This is a genomic window from Flindersiella endophytica (assembly GCF_054779015.1).
Map to the genome: position 1 here is coordinate 957,845 of NZ_BAAGYY010000009.1, position 16,212 is coordinate 974,056.

Annotated in this window: 13 protein-coding genes; 10 read left to right on the forward strand and 3 right to left on the reverse strand. The window is 70.4% G+C overall.

Going from position 1 to position 16,212, the window contains the following annotated elements:
* Positions 1 to 15: 15 nt before the first annotated feature.
* Positions 16 to 1,998, reverse strand: a complete 1,983-nt coding sequence (locus ACYVF6_RS09635) for a hypothetical protein (protein ID WP_460518804.1) — start codon at positions 1,996 to 1,998, stop codon at positions 16 to 18.
* Positions 1,999 to 2,292: 294 nt separating this feature from the next.
* A complete protein-coding gene (locus tag ACYVF6_RS09640) occupies positions 2,293 to 2,520 on the reverse strand; it encodes a DUF3073 domain-containing protein (RefSeq protein ID WP_460518807.1) in 228 nt (75 codons plus the stop codon).
* Positions 2,521 to 2,888: 368 nt separating this feature from the next.
* On the opposite strand from ACYVF6_RS09640, the gene ACYVF6_RS09645 reads away from it, so the two are divergent.
* On the forward strand, positions 2,889 to 3,557 hold the full coding sequence (locus ACYVF6_RS09645; protein ID WP_460518809.1) for a ThuA domain-containing protein: 669 nt from the start codon (positions 2,889 to 2,891) through the stop codon (positions 3,555 to 3,557).
* A gap of 111 nt (positions 3,558 to 3,668) precedes the next feature.
* On the opposite strand, the gene ACYVF6_RS09650 is transcribed toward ACYVF6_RS09645, so the two are convergent.
* The gene (locus ACYVF6_RS09650; protein ID WP_460518812.1) at positions 3,669 to 4,838 is read right to left on the reverse strand and encodes a Glu/Leu/Phe/Val family dehydrogenase; all 1,170 of its coding nucleotides are present in this window, start codon (positions 4,836 to 4,838) and stop codon (positions 3,669 to 3,671) included.
* Positions 4,839 to 5,457: 619 nt separating this feature from the next.
* Here ACYVF6_RS09650 and ACYVF6_RS09655 point away from each other — a divergent pair.
* The 9 genes from ACYVF6_RS09655 (at position 5,458) to ACYVF6_RS09695 (ending at position 16,113) form a co-directional block, all read left to right on the forward strand.
* Positions 5,458 to 5,676: a BldC family transcriptional regulator gene (locus ACYVF6_RS09655; RefSeq protein WP_460518815.1), complete on the forward strand. Its 219-nt coding sequence runs from the start codon at positions 5,458 to 5,460 to the stop codon at positions 5,674 to 5,676.
* 303 nt (positions 5,677 to 5,979) lie between these two features.
* Positions 5,980 to 8,130, forward strand: a complete 2,151-nt coding sequence (locus ACYVF6_RS09660) for a glycoside hydrolase family 31 protein (protein ID WP_460518818.1) — start codon at positions 5,980 to 5,982, stop codon at positions 8,128 to 8,130.
* A gap of 106 nt (positions 8,131 to 8,236) precedes the next feature.
* Entirely contained in the window at positions 8,237 to 9,148 is a 912-nt protein-coding gene (locus ACYVF6_RS09665; protein WP_460518821.1) for a DUF4129 domain-containing protein, read from the forward strand.
* The gene (locus tag ACYVF6_RS09670; RefSeq protein WP_460518824.1) at positions 9,145 to 9,666 is read left to right on the forward strand and encodes a hypothetical protein; all 522 of its coding nucleotides are present in this window, start codon (positions 9,145 to 9,147) and stop codon (positions 9,664 to 9,666) included. Before ACYVF6_RS09665 ends, ACYVF6_RS09670 begins: the two co-directional genes overlap by 4 nt.
* A gap of 61 nt (positions 9,667 to 9,727) precedes the next feature.
* Complete coding sequence (locus ACYVF6_RS09675; protein WP_460518826.1) at positions 9,728 to 10,735, forward strand: AAA family ATPase; 1,008 nt, start codon at positions 9,728 to 9,730, stop codon at positions 10,733 to 10,735.
* The gene (locus ACYVF6_RS09680) at positions 10,732 to 11,991 is read left to right on the forward strand and encodes a DUF58 domain-containing protein (RefSeq protein WP_460518829.1); all 1,260 of its coding nucleotides are present in this window, start codon (positions 10,732 to 10,734) and stop codon (positions 11,989 to 11,991) included. Before ACYVF6_RS09675 ends, ACYVF6_RS09680 begins: the two co-directional genes overlap by 4 nt.
* Before the next feature lie 86 nt (positions 11,992 to 12,077).
* Positions 12,078 to 12,581 (forward strand): hypothetical protein, encoded by a 504-nt coding sequence (locus ACYVF6_RS09685; RefSeq protein ID WP_460518833.1) that lies wholly within the window; start codon positions 12,078 to 12,080, stop codon positions 12,579 to 12,581.
* Positions 12,582 to 12,611: 30 nt separating this feature from the next.
* The gene (locus ACYVF6_RS09690; protein WP_460518836.1) at positions 12,612 to 14,306 is read left to right on the forward strand and encodes an ABC transporter ATP-binding protein; all 1,695 of its coding nucleotides are present in this window, start codon (positions 12,612 to 12,614) and stop codon (positions 14,304 to 14,306) included.
* The gene (locus tag ACYVF6_RS09695; RefSeq protein ID WP_460518839.1) at positions 14,299 to 16,113 is read left to right on the forward strand and encodes an ABC transporter ATP-binding protein; all 1,815 of its coding nucleotides are present in this window, start codon (positions 14,299 to 14,301) and stop codon (positions 16,111 to 16,113) included. Before ACYVF6_RS09690 ends, ACYVF6_RS09695 begins: the two co-directional genes overlap by 8 nt.
* Positions 16,114 to 16,212 lie beyond the last annotated feature (99 nt).

Sequence of the window (16,212 nt, forward strand, 5' to 3'; positions counted from 1 at the left end):
GGCTGTCCTGGTCTTCTACGGCCGCAGGTCGAACCTCGCGAGGTCGCGGCCGGCGGCGCCCCAGGCGAGCCACGACTTCGGCTCGAACTCCAGCTGCGGCACCGTGAACCAGCTGGCCGTGAGCCCCTCGTACAGCACCCGCGCCTCCGCCAGATCCGGGCCGAGCACCGAGATGTCGTCGCCGAAGTTGGTGGCGGCGTAGACCGTATCGCGGTGCACGGCGATCTCGCCGTAGCCGCTGAGGTTGCCCTGCGTACGCACGGTCCCGCCGGCCAGGTCGAGCGCGAACCACGTGCCGCTGGTCCGCTTGTAGACGCCGTACAGCACGCCCTCGTGCACCTCGATGTGCTGCAGGCTCGGCTGTGCGGGCAGCGGCTCGATCCGCCACCGCACCGTCCGCGTCCTGAGGTCGAACGCCGCCACCTGCGCGGTGGTCCGCTTCGGTGTGACGCTGCCACCGCCATAGGTGTCGCCGGCGAGGTACGCGACGTCGCCTGCGATCGTGACCGAGACGACGCCCTGGTCGGGCAGGACGTCCGGGTAGTTCTGCAGCCGGCCGGTCGCCAGGTCGAGGATGGTCAGCCCGCCGGTCAGGATCCCGGTGCCCGGCGCGCTCGCGATCAGCACCAGCCGGCGCCGGCTGTCGTACGCGATCTCCCACGGCCGCTGCAGGCCCGTCGTACCGAACGAACGGACGTCGCCGGTCGCCGGGTCGAGCTCGACGACCTCGCTGCTCGGGTACAGCGCCGCGACCAGCTTGCCGTCGAGCGGCAGCAACGCCTTGGGCTCACCCGCGATCCGGAACCGGCGCGACGTACCGGCCCACGGTTTGTGCTCGGTGAGGCCGTAGTGCCCGCCGACGTAGACCGCGCGGCCCGGATCGAGCGCGATCGACTGGATCAGGTCCGGCCCGGCCACCTCGGTCTCGGCCAGGTCGAACAGCGTGCTCTCGCCGGTGGCCAGGTCGCGATACCACAGGCCGCCGCTGCCGCCGGCGACGATCAGCTGCCCGCCGAGCGGGACGAGACCGCGATTCTCGTCGCCGGCGTTCTCGGTACCGATCAGCTCGAGAGCGTCGCCGGTACGCCGGAAGATGCCGCCGTTGCGCCGCGCGATCGCGTACAGCTCGCCGTCGGCGGTGACCGTGAGCGCGTCGAGCGGCTCGACGACAGGCGTGGTGAGGATCTTGACGTCGGAGCCGTCGGGTGCGAGGTCGTACACCTCGCCGCCGGTGGTCGCGAGCACGCGCGAGCCGGTCGCCCGGATGTCGTAGATCGCGCCTGGGCCGACCAGTTCGGGCGGGAGGATGTCGCGGCGCGCACCGGTCGCGCGGTCGATGGCGACGACGTGGCGCTCGGGAGTGGTGCCGACGTAGACGAACGCATCGTCGGCGGCGATCACCCGCGCGAAGTCGACCGCGGCGTGCGCACGTCCGAGGCTGCGCAGCGTGTCGGTGGCCGGGTTGTACTCCCACACCTCGCAGCCAGGTGACGTGCCCGCGTAGACCACGCCGTCAGGAGCGGTCGTGAGGCACCAGACGAAGCCGTTGCCGGGTGAGAGCTTGTCGAGCAGGGTCGATTCGCCACTGGCTGGGTCGTGGCGGTAGAGCTCGACCTGCGGGTACGTGCCGACGTAGACCTGGCCGTTCGAGACGGTCGCCGCCCACCCGCCGTCGCCGTTCGGGATCCGGCCGACCTTGGTGACCGCGCGGTTCGCCAGGTCGATCGTGACGATCTTGGGCGGCGTCTGGCCACGGGTGACGGCGTACGCAGTGCCGGGGTCGGCGCTGTCCAGCGCCCAGCCGACGATCGCGGCGGTGACGGCGGCGGTGCCGAACGTCTCCGGCTCGGCCCGCCCGGCCGCGGTTGTCGTGGCCGCCGCTGCGGGCGTTGCGTGGGTGTCATCAAGCAGGGGCGCGCCCACGCCAGCAGCCAGCGTTGCCGTGGAGAGCGCGGAGAGCAGGGTACGTCGAGAGGGCCTGGCGGCGTGGTCTGTCATGGCGAGTGCCCCTCCTGAGCCGGCCGGCGCTACAAGGCGCGGGCACTGGATGGCTCAGGAACGTAGTTGGGGCATGCGTGCGAGAACAGACCAGCGACCACTTTTGGTCATGCCCGAAAGCCCGAAGGTCCGGCGAGCTCACCGCGCGGATCGCGAAAGCTTCAGGACACACCCACCCGTCCAGCGTCATCCTGGACCGACAAGGCGTCACCTGGCCGATAGAGATCTACCGAGATGGCCGTTTCGGCAGGGGGTGTCCCACGCGGCTAGACTCCGCGATCCGCCTGACTGCTGTCAGTTGCGGTTCGCGTGCTCGTCTGCGTAGTAGTCGTCGTAGTCGTCGCCGGACGGGGTGCTGTCGGACTCCTCGTCGTCGTCGGGACGGTTGCGGCTGTCGCCGTTGCCGTCCTTTTGACCACCGCTGAGCTCCTGTTGCAGCGCGTCGAGGTCAGGCTCGTACGTGCGGTACTTCAGGTCTCGGGCGACCTTCGTCTGCTTGGCCTTAGCGCGGCCGCGACCCATGGGTCGACCCCCTCGCACAACATCACCGGGACGGAGGTGTCCTGCCGCCCTCGGTATCAACGGTCAAATATGTTCGTAGGTCAAAGGTACCGGCTGCAAACCAACTCGTGCACGGTGGGGGCGGCGACACACCGGTTCCGTTCACGTGACGGAGCCGGTCCGGAACGTAAGGGGTCCGGAGGACTTGTGCCGCTGACCAGCTTCGCCCGCCCGGTGGTCCGATCCGAAAGGCCGGGCCCGGTCGGCCGGATTCGGCCAGGACCCCGTTTCACGTTCAGGTCCCAGTGACAGGCTCAAGATGTAGAGCCACCGTCGCCTCCGCTGTACGAGTTCAGAGCTGATTCAAGAGCTGACCGAAAGGTTCCCCTGTGAACGACTCCAAGATCCGCGTGCTGGTCTGGTCCGAGCACACCGCGCCGAAGGAGATGTACCCCAACGACATCAACGGCGCCGTGGCGGACGGCTTTCGCGGTGACCCCGCGCTGGTGGTCTCGACCGCCGAGCTGGTCGACCCCGGGCAGGGCGTGCCGGAGGACGTACTGGAGCAGACCGACGTGCTCGCCTGGTGGGGGCACATGCTCCACCGCCAGGTGCACGACTCGACGGTCGACCGCATCGAGCGGCACGTGAAGGAGCGCGGCATGGGCTTCCTCGCGCTGCACTCGTCGCACATGGCCAAGCCGTTCTGCCGCCTGATCGGCGACGACGGACGGATCGGCGGCGTGAAGCACGAGGCCGGCCCCGAGTCGGTCAAGGTGCTGGCGCCCGACCACCCGGTGGCGGCCGGTGTGACCGACTTCGACATCGACCCGGAGGAGATGTACGACGAGGAGTTCGGCTGCGGCAAGCCGGACACGGTGGTCTTCCACTCCACGTTCCCGGGCGGGCACGAGTTCCGTTCGGGCCTGGCGTACGAGATCGGCGCGGGCCGCGTCTTCTACTTCCGCCCGGGCCACGAGGAGAACCCGACGTACTACCGCGACGACGTGCGGCACATCCTCCGCAACGCCGTCCACTGGTGCGCCAAGCGCACCTGACCCAAGCCGCGACTGGCCACGCCCGACTCCCCAGCCTTCGCAGTCGGACGTGGCCAGCCGCCTGTCCACGCCTGTTCCGGCCGGTTTCTGGGCCGGTTTCTGGAACCAGGCCTAGCGGGGGTTGCCGAGCCAGAGGCTGCGGAGGCGGCCGACCTCGGCGATGCGCCGCTCGGCCAGCCGGTCGGCGGCCACGGCGGGTGGCACGCCCTCGTCCTCGGCGAGGTCGAAGACCTTGCGGGTGGTGGCGAAGATCCCGGTCGCGCGGGCCTTGGCGCGTTCGAAGTCGAAGCCCTCGATCTCGTCGGCCACCTGGATGAGGCCGCCGGCGTTGACGCAGTAGTCCGGGGCGTACAGGATCCCGCGTTCCTCCAGCGCCTTCTCGATCCCGGTGTGGGCGAGCTGGTTGTTCGCGCCTCCGCAGACGACCCTGGCCCGCAAGGTGGCCACCGTGGCGTCGTCCAGCGCACCGCCCAGCGCGCAGGGCGCGTAGACGTCGACGTCGGCCGCCGCGAGCTCCGCGCTCGAGCCGACCGCGGTCACCCGGGGATGCTTCGAGACCACCGCCGAGACGGCGGCCTCCGAGACGTCGGCGACGACGATCTCGGCGCCGTCGGCGAGCAGGTGGTCGACCAGGTGCCGTCCGACCTTGCCGACGCCCGAGATGCCCACCCGCCGGCCGCGCAGGTCGGGGGAGCCCCACACGCGTTCGGCGGAGGCACGCATGCCCTGGAAGACGCCGTACGCGGTCAGGATCGACGAGTCGCCCGCGCCGCCGTGTTCGGTCGTGCGCCCGGTGACGTACGCGCACTCGCGAGCGATCAGGTCCATGTCGGGGGAGTACGTGCCGACGTCGCACGCCGTGATGTAGCGGCCGCCAAGCGACTGCACGAACCGTCCGTACGCCCGCAGCAGCGCCTCGGTCTTGTCGCGGGACGGGTCGCCGATGATCACGGCCTTGCCGCCGCCGAGGTCGAGGCCGGCGAGAGCGCCCTTGTAGGCCATCGCGGTGGACAGGTTGAGCACGTCCGACAGCGCCGCGGCCTCGCTGGCGTAGGGGTAGAAGCGGGTACCGCCGAGCGCGGGTCCCAGGGCGGTCGAGGCGATCGCGATGATCGCTCGCAGGCCGCTCGTGTCGTCGTTGCAGTAGACGACCTGTTCGTGTCCGGAGATTCGGGCGAACACACCCGGCTGAACCGGTTCAGCCTTGGCAGGATCAGGTTTGGCCGGCGGGTACGCCTGCGCCTCGCCCTCCCCGGTCGACGCGGTTGCGTCCTTGGTCACTGTGGTGACCCTCCTTCGACCATTCCGCTGGGTTGGCGCGGAGGTTTGGTGCGGACCTTTGGTTCAACGATAGATCCGTGCGGATCGGAACACTGGCGAGAGACGCGAGCCGGACCCTGCCAACTTTTCTCGCTTCGGGCCGGATTCGTTGCAACCGAGCTCTAGCTTCGCGAATCATCCCTAATGGGACTATCCAGGGTGCCGCAGCAAATGTCACGGTGAGTAGGCGAAAAATGGCTCAAAGGACCGGCGATGTGTCAGGGTGCTGACCTGCACGGACCGGGCCCCGCGAGCCTACTCGAACACTTTCCGCGACGGCGGCATCACGTTCCGATCGCACCGGCCCACAGGCACGATCGCTCGCCTCAAGACATCCCGGATCGGGTCAGAAATTTGGGGAAAATCTGGGCGGAACCCCTGTGGGCGAGTTACCGTCAGTCACGTGAGAAATGGGTTGGCTCAACACCACGATCACGCAGGGTGGGGGATGAATAACGGGGCGTGAGTCATCCAAGGACGTTGATCTGAGAAATGCCCATTTCTTATGCCAAGGATTCGATGCACCATGGAGGGTGCGGGACGGACTTCACCGTCCGGTTCTCGTGAGGAGGCCGCATAAATGACAACACGAGCGCAGGAAACCGAGCAGCTACTAACACCTGCCGAGGTCGCAGCGATGTTTCGGGTCGACCCGAAGACGGTCACCCGCTGGGCCAAGGCCGGCAAGCTGAGCTCGATCCGAACACTCGGGGGGCATCGTCGCTATCGCGAGTCGGAGGTACGCGCCCTGCTTGCAGGGGTACTCCCGGAGCAGCGTGGCGACAGCGACGATCATTGATCGACCTGTGACGGCCATGACCGGCACTAGGCGCCAACCAGGTGATCCTAGGCAGGCTGCCGGCCCAACGCCGTCCTAGAACAGGCAGAAGACGTGGCGACATCATCTATTCGCGGATGGTGTCGCCACGTTTTGTACGGGGTCCGGGGTCGTCCCCGGAAAGGTGCAGCCGGGGTCCGGGGTCGTCCCCGGAGAATTGCGGCAGAGCTGCGGGCGCTCGCGCGCTCGGCAGCGCTGATCGGTCCGGGCAACAGCCTCCGGGCGGTCGGGTACTCCGCCCGCCGAGCGGTGCGGGACCGGTCGTTGACCCGCTCGCAGACCGACCCGGCTTCGCCACCACGAAGCCCGGGAACGCTGCGGTCGGTCGACCAGACGGGCAGCGGCACGCTGTTCCGGTTCGAGCACACGACGCTGGAGCTTCGCTACCTGGCCGGGGGAGGCGTCTTCGTCGGCTGGGACGGCGCCGAGCCGCTGCCGTCCTACGCCCTGGTGAGCGAGCCCGAGACAGTGCCCGACTCGGGGACAGTCACGGACAGGCTCACGGTCGACGTCCGGCCCGACGGTGAGCTGCACTTTCGGTACGACGGGCAGCTCTTCCGCCGGGACGCAGCCCCGGAATGGTCGGGTGACGGCTGGACTCATCGCACTCACCTCGCGGCGGACGCCGCGGTCCTCGGCCTCGGCGGTCGTTCCACGGCACCCAACCGCAGGCCCGGGACGTACCGGCTCTGGAACACCGAACGCGGCGGCAGCTTCCAGGCCGGCGACGACCCACTCGCGCTGACCATGCCGGTCTACTACGCCACCGGCACGACCGGCCAGCTCACGTTCCACGACAACAGCTTCGACGGCACCGTCCGGATCGACGACGACGTCACCGTGACGATGACCGGCGGGCCGCTGCGCTACTACGTCTTCCCCGGTACGCCGGCGCAGGCGCTCGACTCCTACACCGCGCTCACCGGCCGGCCGGCGCTGCCGCCGCGCTGGGCGCTCGGCTATCACCAGTCCCGCTGGGGATACGGCAGCCAGGCGGCGATCCTCGCCGTCGCCGACGGGTTCGCCGAGCACGAGCTGCCGCTCTCCGGCATCTGGCTCGACATCGACCACCTGCGCGGCAAGCAGGTCTTCAACGTCGACGAGTACCGCTACCCCGACCTCAAGGGCCTCGCCGACGAGCTCGCCGGCCGCGACATCCACCTCGTCGTGATCGTCGACCCCGCGATCGCCCGCCGCAAGGACAACCCCCGCTACGTGTCAGGGCAGGCCGCGGGCGCCTTCTGCCGCGACCGGAACGGGAGGCTCGCCACCGGAGTGGTCTGGCCCGGCGTCACCGCCTACCCCGACTTCACCGATCCGTCGGCTCGCGACTGGTGGTCGGCGCAGTACGCCGGCTACCTCGACCAGGGCGTCGCCGGCTTCTGGCACGACATGAACGAGCCTTCGGCGTTCGCCGCGTTCGGCGATCCGACGCTTCCGCTGACCACCAGGCACAACCTCGACGGCCGTCCGGGCGACCACCGCGAGGCGCACAACGTCTACGGCCTGTTGATGAACCGCGCCGGCTACGACGGCGTTCGCAGGCACCGTCCCGGCGAGCGTCCGTTCCTGATCTCCCGCTCCGGCTGGGCCGGCATGCAGCGCTACTCCGGCAGCTGGACCGGAGACATCAGCACCTCCTGGGAGTCGGTGCGCACGAGCCTCGCGTTCACGATCGGCCTCGGCATGTGCGGCGTGCCGTACTCCGGCCCGGACATCGGCGGCTTCGACGGCCGCCCCGACGCCGAGCTCTACCTGCGCTGGCTCCAGTTGGCCGCCTACCTGCCGTTCTTCCGCACCCACTCCGACGTCACCGGTCCGCCGCGCGAGCCGTGGTGCTTCGGACCGGAGACACTCGACGCCGCCCGGGCGGTCCTGCGCGAGCGCTACGAGCTGCTGCCGTACTGGTACACGCTCGCCCACCAGGCCAACCGCACCGGCGCGCCCTACGTCCGCCCGCTCCTCTGGGCCGACCCGGCCGACCACGAGCTGTGCGACGTCGGCGACGCGTTCCTGCTGGGCGACGCCCTGCTCGTCGCGCCGATCCTGGAGCCGGGCGCCACCGAACGGACGGTCCGGCTCCCGTCGGGCCGCTGGTACGACCGCCGTACGGGGCTGGCGTACGACGGTCCCGGCGAGGTGCGCGTTCGGGCGGCCCTCGACGAGGGTCCCGCGGTGCTGGTCAGAGCCGGTGCGGTGCTCCCTCTGAACGACGAGCGGGGCCGCGTCCGGCTGGAGGCCTGTCGGCCGGCCGCCGGTCAGCCCGACGGCGGTCCCGGTGGCCACCTGATCCTCGACGGCGGCGACGGCTTCGACGAACCGGACGAATGGCACTTCGCGTTCCGCCAGGACGAGCAGGGCGCATGGACCCTCCCGCCCGCACCGTTCGACGTCCGATTGCTGCCACCCGGATGACGATGTGATCTCGAACGCCGCATTCGATCCGGGTTGTGTCTAAGGTGGCAACACTCGGGTGTGACCGTCCGCAGCCGCCGGACGTGCCGAAGGGAGGCGATGCGCTGTGCGCGCTTGGGAACGCCGCCTCGAGCAGCTCAAGCAGAACCCGCTGCTGCTGGTGGGCATCGTCGTGGCACTGCTCGCGGTCGGAGCCGTCGGCGTCGGCCTGCGCGAGCAAGTAGAGCTCGGCAAACAGTCCTACCGCCCCGACCTCACGCCCACGGTGCTGGTCGTCCTCGCCGCCTGCACCATCGTGTTCGGCTTCCTGCTCTGGGCGATGCCCAAGCGCCGGCCGACCGGCCCACCCCGCAAGCGCACGAACCCGCTCATGCAGGCGCTCGGCATGCTGATCGTCGCGGGACTGTTCGCGCTGGCCGCCCAGTGCGCTCCGAAGGGCAGAAATGCTCAGCTGCCGATGGTCAAGCCGCCGGGAACGGTGCCGACACCTCCGGCCGAGACCGGCAGTGGCTCGGTGTCGCCCGGTGTGGCGTCGGGCATCCCGCTGGCAATCCTGGCAGGCCTCGCGATCGCGGCGCTGGCCGGCCTGTTGTGGTACCGCACCCGTGACAACCTCCCGCCCGTCGACGAGCGGAGCGAGGCCGAGGACCTGCGGGTCGTGATCGCCGCCGGTCAGGCCGCGATGGCCGGCCAGGTCGACGCGAGGAGCGCGGTGATCGCCGCGTACGCCGCGATGGAGAACGCCCTCACGCGGGCCGGCGTCCAACGCAGGGTCGCCGACACCCCGACCGAAGTCCTGAGCAAAGCCGGTGCGGCCGGCCTGTTCGGTCCGGCCGCTGCGGCGGCGGCCGCCGAGCTCACCGAGCTGTTCGAACGGGCCAGGTTCTCCGATCGCCCGATGCCGCTCGGTGCTCGCGAGTACGCCGAGCGCGCGCTGGCCGAGCTCGACGCCGACCTCGAGGCAGCGATCGCACGAGCGGCAGCCGCCAGGCAGGACGAGTCGGCAGGAGTCCGATGAACGAGCTTCGGCCCTGGCTGTACTTCGCTGTGGTCGCCGCTCTCATCCTGCTCGGCCCGGCCGGGGCGCTGCTCGCGCTGCTGGCGCTCGCCGTCAACGAGTTCATCGCGCTGATGGTCAACCTGCGCGACGACCGGCTGCCGCGCTCGTCGCGACTGCGCGCCTGGTTCGGCTGGGCCGGCCGGCTGTACACCCGCTACCGGCACTGGCGCGGCTCGTACCACCTCGGCAAGTTTCCCGCGTACGACAAGGCGGTCAGCGACCTGGCGTGGGGCCGTTACTCCCGGCGCGACTTCGACGTGCTGATGCGCAAACGGCTGCTCCGGGCGGCCACGGTGCGCCTCGCCGACCGGCACGGAGTCGACCTGGACCGCCAGCCCGAACGGGCGCGGCAGCTCCTGGGAGAGCACGCGTGGCTGGTGCTGGCGCCCGAGCAGGCCCCGTCCCAGGACCGGTCCAGAGGCGGCGTGGACGTCCAGGAGGTCGAGCGCGTGGTCGCCGCGATCGAGGCGCTCTAGCGACAAGCACCTGCCACAAGCACTCACAAACACAGTCGACGGGGTTCGAGGAGAGAAGCAGATGAGCATGACGCCGGAGCAGACCCACGCCCGTGCGCGCGAGGTCGTCGGCGAGCTTTCGAAGGTGATCGTCGGCAAGCGCGACGCGCTCGAGCTCGTGCTGATGGGCGTGCTCGCCGGCGGCCACGTGCTGCTGGAGGACCTGCCCGGTATGGGCAAGACGTTGCTGGCCCGCACGTTCGCGAACGTGTTCGGCCTGTCGTTCACCCGCGTCCAGTTCACGCCCGACCTGCTGCCGCAGGACCTCACCGGCGCCGCGATCTACAACCAGAAGACCGGCGAGTTCAGCTTCCGCGAGGGCCCGGTCTTCACCCAGTTCCTGCTCGCCGACGAGATCAACCGCACGCCGCCGAAGACACAGGCAGCGCTGCTGGAGGCGATGGAGGAGCGGCAGGTCTCCTCCGACGGCGTGACCCGGCCGCTGCCCGGTCCGTTCGTCGTGCTGGCCACGGAGAACCCGATCGAGTACGAAGGCACCTACCCCCTGCCCGAGGCCCAGCTGGACCGGTTCGTCCTGCGGACGAAGCTCGGCTACCTCGACGCCGGGCTGGAGGCCGAGATGGTCCGGCGGCGGATCGGCCGCGGTGGCGTGGCGCCGACCGTCGACCAGACCTCCAGTGCCGCCGAGCTGCTCGACATGATGGGCTCGCTGGAGGCGGTGGAGGTGCACGACGATCTGCTCGCGTACATCGTCGCGCTCGTCCAGGCCACCCGGCACCACCCGAAGGCCCAGGTCGGCGCCAGCCCGCGCGGCACGCTCGCGGTCACGCAGCTGGCCCGGGCCGCGGCGGTGCTGGCCGGCCGCGACTACATCACGCCCGAGGACGTCCAGCGGGTCGCCGCTCCGGCGCTCGGGCACCGGATCGTGCTGCGGCCGGAGCTGTGGGTACGCCGGGTGTCGGGTTCGGATGTGATCGCCGAGGTGCTGGAGGACGTGGCCACGCCGGCGACCCGGCCCCAGAGCCAGCCCCAGCAACAGCATCAGCAGGCCGTCACAGGGGTCTCGTGAGACCGTTCACGCCGACCTGGAAGGTCTCCAGCCTGCTGGTGCGGCTGTCGGCCATCGCCGGGCTCGCCCTGATCGTCGCGGTCATCACGAGCCGGGCCGAGCTGGTCGTGGTCGCCGCGCCGTGCCTGGCCGCCGGCGTGCTGGTGGCGCACCGGCGCCGGCCACCGCAGGTGGCGGTGTCCGCGACTGTCTCCGAACCGCGCTGCTTCGAAGACGACGAGCTCGACCTGACCGTACGGGTCGCGTCGCCGGATCCGCTGGGCGGGATCGGCGCGGTGTTGCATATGCCGCACGGGTTCGAGCAGCCGGACGACGCCCGGCGGCTGAGCTACGACACCAAGGCCTACACCGCGACCTGGAAGGTACGCCCGGTCCGCTGGGGGAGCTGGACGCCCGGTCCGCTGCGGATCCGCCTGCATACGCCTGGGTTCGGCCATGTCGGCATGCTCGACCTGTCGATGGAGCAGGTGACGGTGTTCCCGCCGCCCGCCCGGGCCAAGGACCTCACGGTGCCACCGGTGCTGCTCGACCGCTTCGGCAGCCACGTCTCGCGGCGGCGCGGCACCGGCACGGAGTTCGCGGAGGTACGTGCGTACGCTCCCGGCGATCTGATGCGGCGGATCAACTGGTCGGTGAGCACGCGCCGGGGCGACCTGTTCGTGAACGCCTACCACGCCGAGCGATCCGCCGACGTGATCGCCGTCGTCGACACCACGGTCGACGTCGGGCCGTGGGGTACCTCCACGCTCGATCTGGCCGTCCGTGGCGCGGCCGGCGTCGTCCAGGCCTATCTGCAGTACTCCGACCGAGTGGGCGTGGTGTCGCTCGGCGGCTCACTGCGCTGGCTCGGGCCCGACATCGGGATGCGGCAGTACTACCGCATCGTCGAGACGTTGCTCACCACCCGCCGCGACGACTCGTTCCTCGAGCCGGAGCTGGCGCACCTGCCGCGCAAGGCGCTGCCGCCGGGCGCGCTGGTGTTCGTGTTCAGCCCGTTGATCGACCCGCGGGCGGTCGAGGCCGTACGTGACGTACGCGAGCGCGGGCACGCGGTCGTGGTGATCGATGTGCTGACGACCGAGCCGCCGACCGACCGAAGCCCGGAGGGGCGGCTGGCACTTCGGCTGTGGCGGTTGGAGCGGGAGGTGCTGATGCACGGGCTGGCGGAGATGGGCGTCACGGTGCTGCCGTGGGGTGACGGCGGGGTCCCGCTCGACCGCGTACGCCTGGAGCCGTTGTTGCGGGCGGCCCGATGACCGCGCAGACGCCTGTCCCTGCAGCCGGGGCAGGAACCGAAGCGACGCCTGCGCCGGCGCCGAGGCGAGCGCCGCGCCTGGCGGGCGTGCTGGCCGGTGTGCCGGGGCTGCTCGCCGTCCTGGTGACGGTACTGGCCGCGCCCGGCGGGCTCGGTTGGTTCGTCCTGATCGCCGGTGGATTGGCGGTCGTGCCGGGAATGATCCACCGGACCTCCGCGCTGTTCGAGCCGGTCGCGTTCATCGCGGTGATCATCGGGGCCGCGGGCGCCGCCGCCTCCGGCCGGTTGCCGGCGATATTGGCGGTGCTGGTCGGAATTCTGTTGCTGGCCTACGCGATCACGATCGAGCTCGCCGACGAGCTGGCCGGCAACACCGTCGTCGAGCCGGGCACGTTACGGCGCTGGGCGTCTGGCGTCCTGCCGTTGCTCGCCGTCGGCGTCGTCGCGGCCGCGACCGTCGGAGTGGTGCTGCTGCTGCCGATTCCGCCTTTGGCGCTTGCCGTTTTCCTCGCACCGCTGGCCCTGATGCTGGCGGCCGTACTCACGTTCGGCGGCCGCATGATCGGCACGAAGAAGCGCGCGAACCCTTAAGGGCAAGGGCATTTCGCGATATACTCGTGTGTGCTGGTTTTGCTGCGGTACACCCTGCGGGTTCGGCCTTGGTTGACGGCGGCCGCGATCGGTCTCGCGCTGCTTTCGGCCGCGATCGGTGTGCTGCTGACCTACCTCACCGGCCAGGTCATCGGTGCCGTGCCGGTGCTGGTGGCCGGCGAGAGCTCGGCGTTCGGCTTCCTGTTTCTCCTGGCGGCGCTGGGCGTCTGCTTCGTCGTCGACGCCATCGTCCCGGTCGGCCTCGACGCGTTGCTGGCCGATCTGCGCAACCACGTCGACGCCGACGTGACGTACCGGATCAGCCGGATCTTCCTCGCTCCGCGGGAGATCGCGCACCTGGAGGACCCCTCGGTCGCTGACCTGCGCGAGCGCGCGCAGGGTCGCGGTGGGATCTCTGTGTCGATAGGAGTGCAGTGGGCCATCCAGTTGTCACGCACTCGGTTCGCGGTCGTGGGCTCCGCGGCCCTGGTGGGCGTGCTGTTCTCGTGGTGGGTCGCGGCGGTGTTGCTGGTGTCGACGCGGCTTGCCGAGTGGCTGGTCGGGCGTTCGGTCGACAAGGAGTCCGGCGCGTGGACCATGCAGACGGAAGGGCATCGGCGAGCGAGCTACCTCTTCCAGTTGGGCATGGGCGAATCGCCGAAGGAGCTCAGGGTCTTCGGGCTCGCGCCCTGGCTCGTACAGCAGTACATCGAGCACTGGACGGCTGCGATCCGGCCGATGTGGCGGGCGCGGCGCCGAGCGGCACTCGCGATGTGCGGCTCGCTGGCCGGGCACGTTGCCGTGCACGCCATCGCTGTCTGGCTGGCCATCCGGGCGGCGACGGCCGGGCAGCTGACGATTGCCGAGGTCGTGACGGTCGTTCCCGCGATCATGGCGATTGGCCTGGGCTACAACGGCAGTGCCGCCGGCACCGTGCGGCGCGGCCTGGATCCATATCGCGCACTGCTCGAGCTCGACTCGCTCGTGAGGCCATCGGAAGAGGGTTCGGCGGCGTCTGGCGCGGGCGGGATCCGGTTCGAGAGGGTGAGTTTCCGCTATCCGGGTTCGGAGGTCGACGTGTTGCGCGACCTGGACCTGGAGATCGCGCCGGGTGAGGCGCTGGCTCTGGTCGGTGTCAACGGGGCGGGGAAGTCGACGTTGGTGAAGCTGCTCGCAGGCGTCTACCAGCCGACCGCCGGCCGGATCACCACCGGCGGCCGCGTCGCCGCGATCACGCAGGACTACCTCCGGTTTCCCCTGTCGGCGAAGGAGAACGTGACGTTCGGCCGGGAGGGCGACCTCGCAGGTGTCGCGGCGCGCGCCGGTGTCGAAGACCTGGTGGCGCGGCTGCCCGGCGGCTGGAGCACTGTCCTCGACAGGACGTACGAGGGTGGTGCCGACCTGTCGGGTGGTGAGTGGCAGCGGTTGGCTCTGGCCCGCGCGTTGTACGCGGTCGAGGGCGGCGCGCAGGCGCTCGTGCTGGACGAGCCGGCGGCGGCGCTCGACGTCCGTGCGGAGGCGAGGCTGGTCGAGCGCTACCTGGAGCTGACGAGAGGAACGACGTCGCTGATCATCTCGCACCGGTTCTCCGTCGTTCGGGGAGCGCACCGGATCTGCGTACTCGACGACGGGCGGATCGCCGAGTCCGGAACGCACGAGGAGTTGCTGGCGCTGGGCGGCACGTACGCCGAGCTGTTCCGGCTGCAGGCGGAGCGCTATGCGTGACGCGTTGCGCGACCTCGGGCTCTGGGTGGCGACCGCGTGGCGGGCGGGGCCGGTGTGGTTTCTGCTGGAAGCCGCGCTCGCGATTCCGCACGTGCTCGCGCCGGCGGGACAGGCGTACGGCATCAAGCTGGTCGTCGACGGGCTGAGCGGACGATCCGAAAGCCTGTGGCCAGGCGTCGTGGTGACTGTCGTGGCGTTCGCCTGGCAGTTCCTCGCGATGGCGGTCGTGGTGCCGATGGAGGCGACCATGAACGACCGTGCGTACGTTCACCTGCATCGTGAGCTGCTGCGGCTGACCGCCGGCATACCCGGGATCGCGCACCACGAGGATCCCGCGGTCGCCGACCGGATCGGGCTGCTCCGGGAGCAGGCGAGGAACATGTCGTACAGCCTTGGCGGGCTGGCCTTCGGCCTGGCCTCGGCGGTCAACGGCTTTGCCGTACTGGGCATCCTGGGGTCGGTCCATCCGGCGCTGCTGGTGCTACCGGTGCTCGGGCTGACGCGGGTGTGGGCGGCCGCGGTCAGCGGTAACCTCCAGCAGCGGGCCGCCGAGGAGAGCGCGCCGCAGCGGAGACTGGCAGGGCAGCTGGCGGGCCTGACCACGTCGGCACGGCACGGTCTCGAGATGCGGGTGTTCGGGCTCGGGCCGTTCCTGCTGGACCGGATCGCCGGCCTGTTCGAGCGGGCCCGGCGGCGGCGGTCGGCCGCGATCCGGCGTGGTGCCCTTCTGGAGCTCGCCGTTCGCGGAGGATTCGGTGTCGCGTACGTCGCGGCGATCGGGTGGACGATCTGGCTGGCGCGGAACGGGTCCGCGTCGGCAGGCGACGTCGCGCTGGTCGTCCTGCTCGCGCCGCAGGTCGATCAGGCCGCGACCCAGATCGCCGCGAACACGCGGAATCTCGGGCAGACCGCGCGATATTTCGGGCGGTTGCGCTGGCTGCGGGAGTACGCGTCGGAGCATTCCTGGGCGGATGCCCTCGCGCCGGCGCCCCCGCGGTTGAGGTCCGGGATCGCCTTGCGAAATGTGTCGTTCGGATATCCGGGGTCCGGGGTCGTCCCCGGGGAAGCACAGCCGCGGGCGGAACGACCCGCTTTGTCCGGTGTGGACCTGGACCTGCCCGCCGGGTCGACGGTGGCGTTGGTCGGCGAGAACGGTGCGGGGAAGACGACGGTGGTGAAGCTGCTCGCGCGGCTCTACGACCCGACCGGCGGCGCGGTGCTGCTGGATGGCGTCGACCTGCGATCGCTGCGTCCTGCGGAGTGGAGCCGGCGGCTGTCGGCGGGTTTCCAGGACTTCGCGCGCTTCGAGTTCGCGGTCCGCGAGTCGGTCGGTGCCGGTGACCTGTCGCGGCTGGACGACGATGCCGCGTTGTGGGGCGCGCTGGGCCGGGGCGACGCGGCCACGTTCGTACGCGCGCTGCCGGCTGGGCTGGACACCCAGCTGGGGAAGAGCTTCGCGGGTGGAGTCGAACTGTCGGGCGGGCAGTGGCAGCGGCTGGCGCTGGCCCGGGCGTTCCTGCGGGACCAGCCCTTGCTGCTTTTGCTGGACGAGCCGACGGCGGCGCTCGATCCGGCCGCGGAGCACGCGCTGTTCGAGCGGTTCGCGGCGGCGGCCAAGCAGGCGGCGGCCGCCACAGGAGGGATCACGGTGCTGGTGTCGCACCGGTTCTCGACCGTGCGGATGGCTGATCTGATCGTCGTACTGGAGGGCGGTCAGATCATCGAGTCCGGCGGGCACGCTGAGCTGGTCGCCGCCGGTGGGCGCTATGCGGAGCTGTTCGAGCTGCAGGCGCGCGCCTACCGCTGAGCGGCTTCCGTGGACGTTCTGTAGATCCTTTGTGGACGGTCGAGCGTGATCGTTCCGGACGGGAGCTAAAACCGGTCGAGTATGTCGGTGGACGGCGTT

Excerpts from the sequence above, each read along its gene's own strand:
- ACYVF6_RS09635 (WP_460518804.1), bottom strand. The coding sequence starts at position 1,998 with ATGACAGACCACGCCGCCAGGCCCTCTCGACGTACCCTGCTCTCCGCG.
- ACYVF6_RS09640 (WP_460518807.1), bottom strand. The coding sequence starts at position 2,520 with ATGGGTCGCGGCCGCGCTAAGGCCAAGCAGACGAAGGTCGCCCGAGAC.
- ACYVF6_RS09655 (WP_460518815.1), top strand. The coding sequence starts at position 5,458 with ATGACAACACGAGCGCAGGAAACCGAGCAGCTACTAACACCTGCCGAG.
- ACYVF6_RS09670 (WP_460518824.1), top strand. The coding sequence starts at position 9,145 with ATGAACGAGCTTCGGCCCTGGCTGTACTTCGCTGTGGTCGCCGCTCTC.
- ACYVF6_RS09675 (WP_460518826.1), top strand. The coding sequence starts at position 9,728 with ATGAGCATGACGCCGGAGCAGACCCACGCCCGTGCGCGCGAGGTCGTC.
- ACYVF6_RS09695 (WP_460518839.1), top strand. The coding sequence starts at position 14,299 with ATGCGTGACGCGTTGCGCGACCTCGGGCTCTGGGTGGCGACCGCGTGG.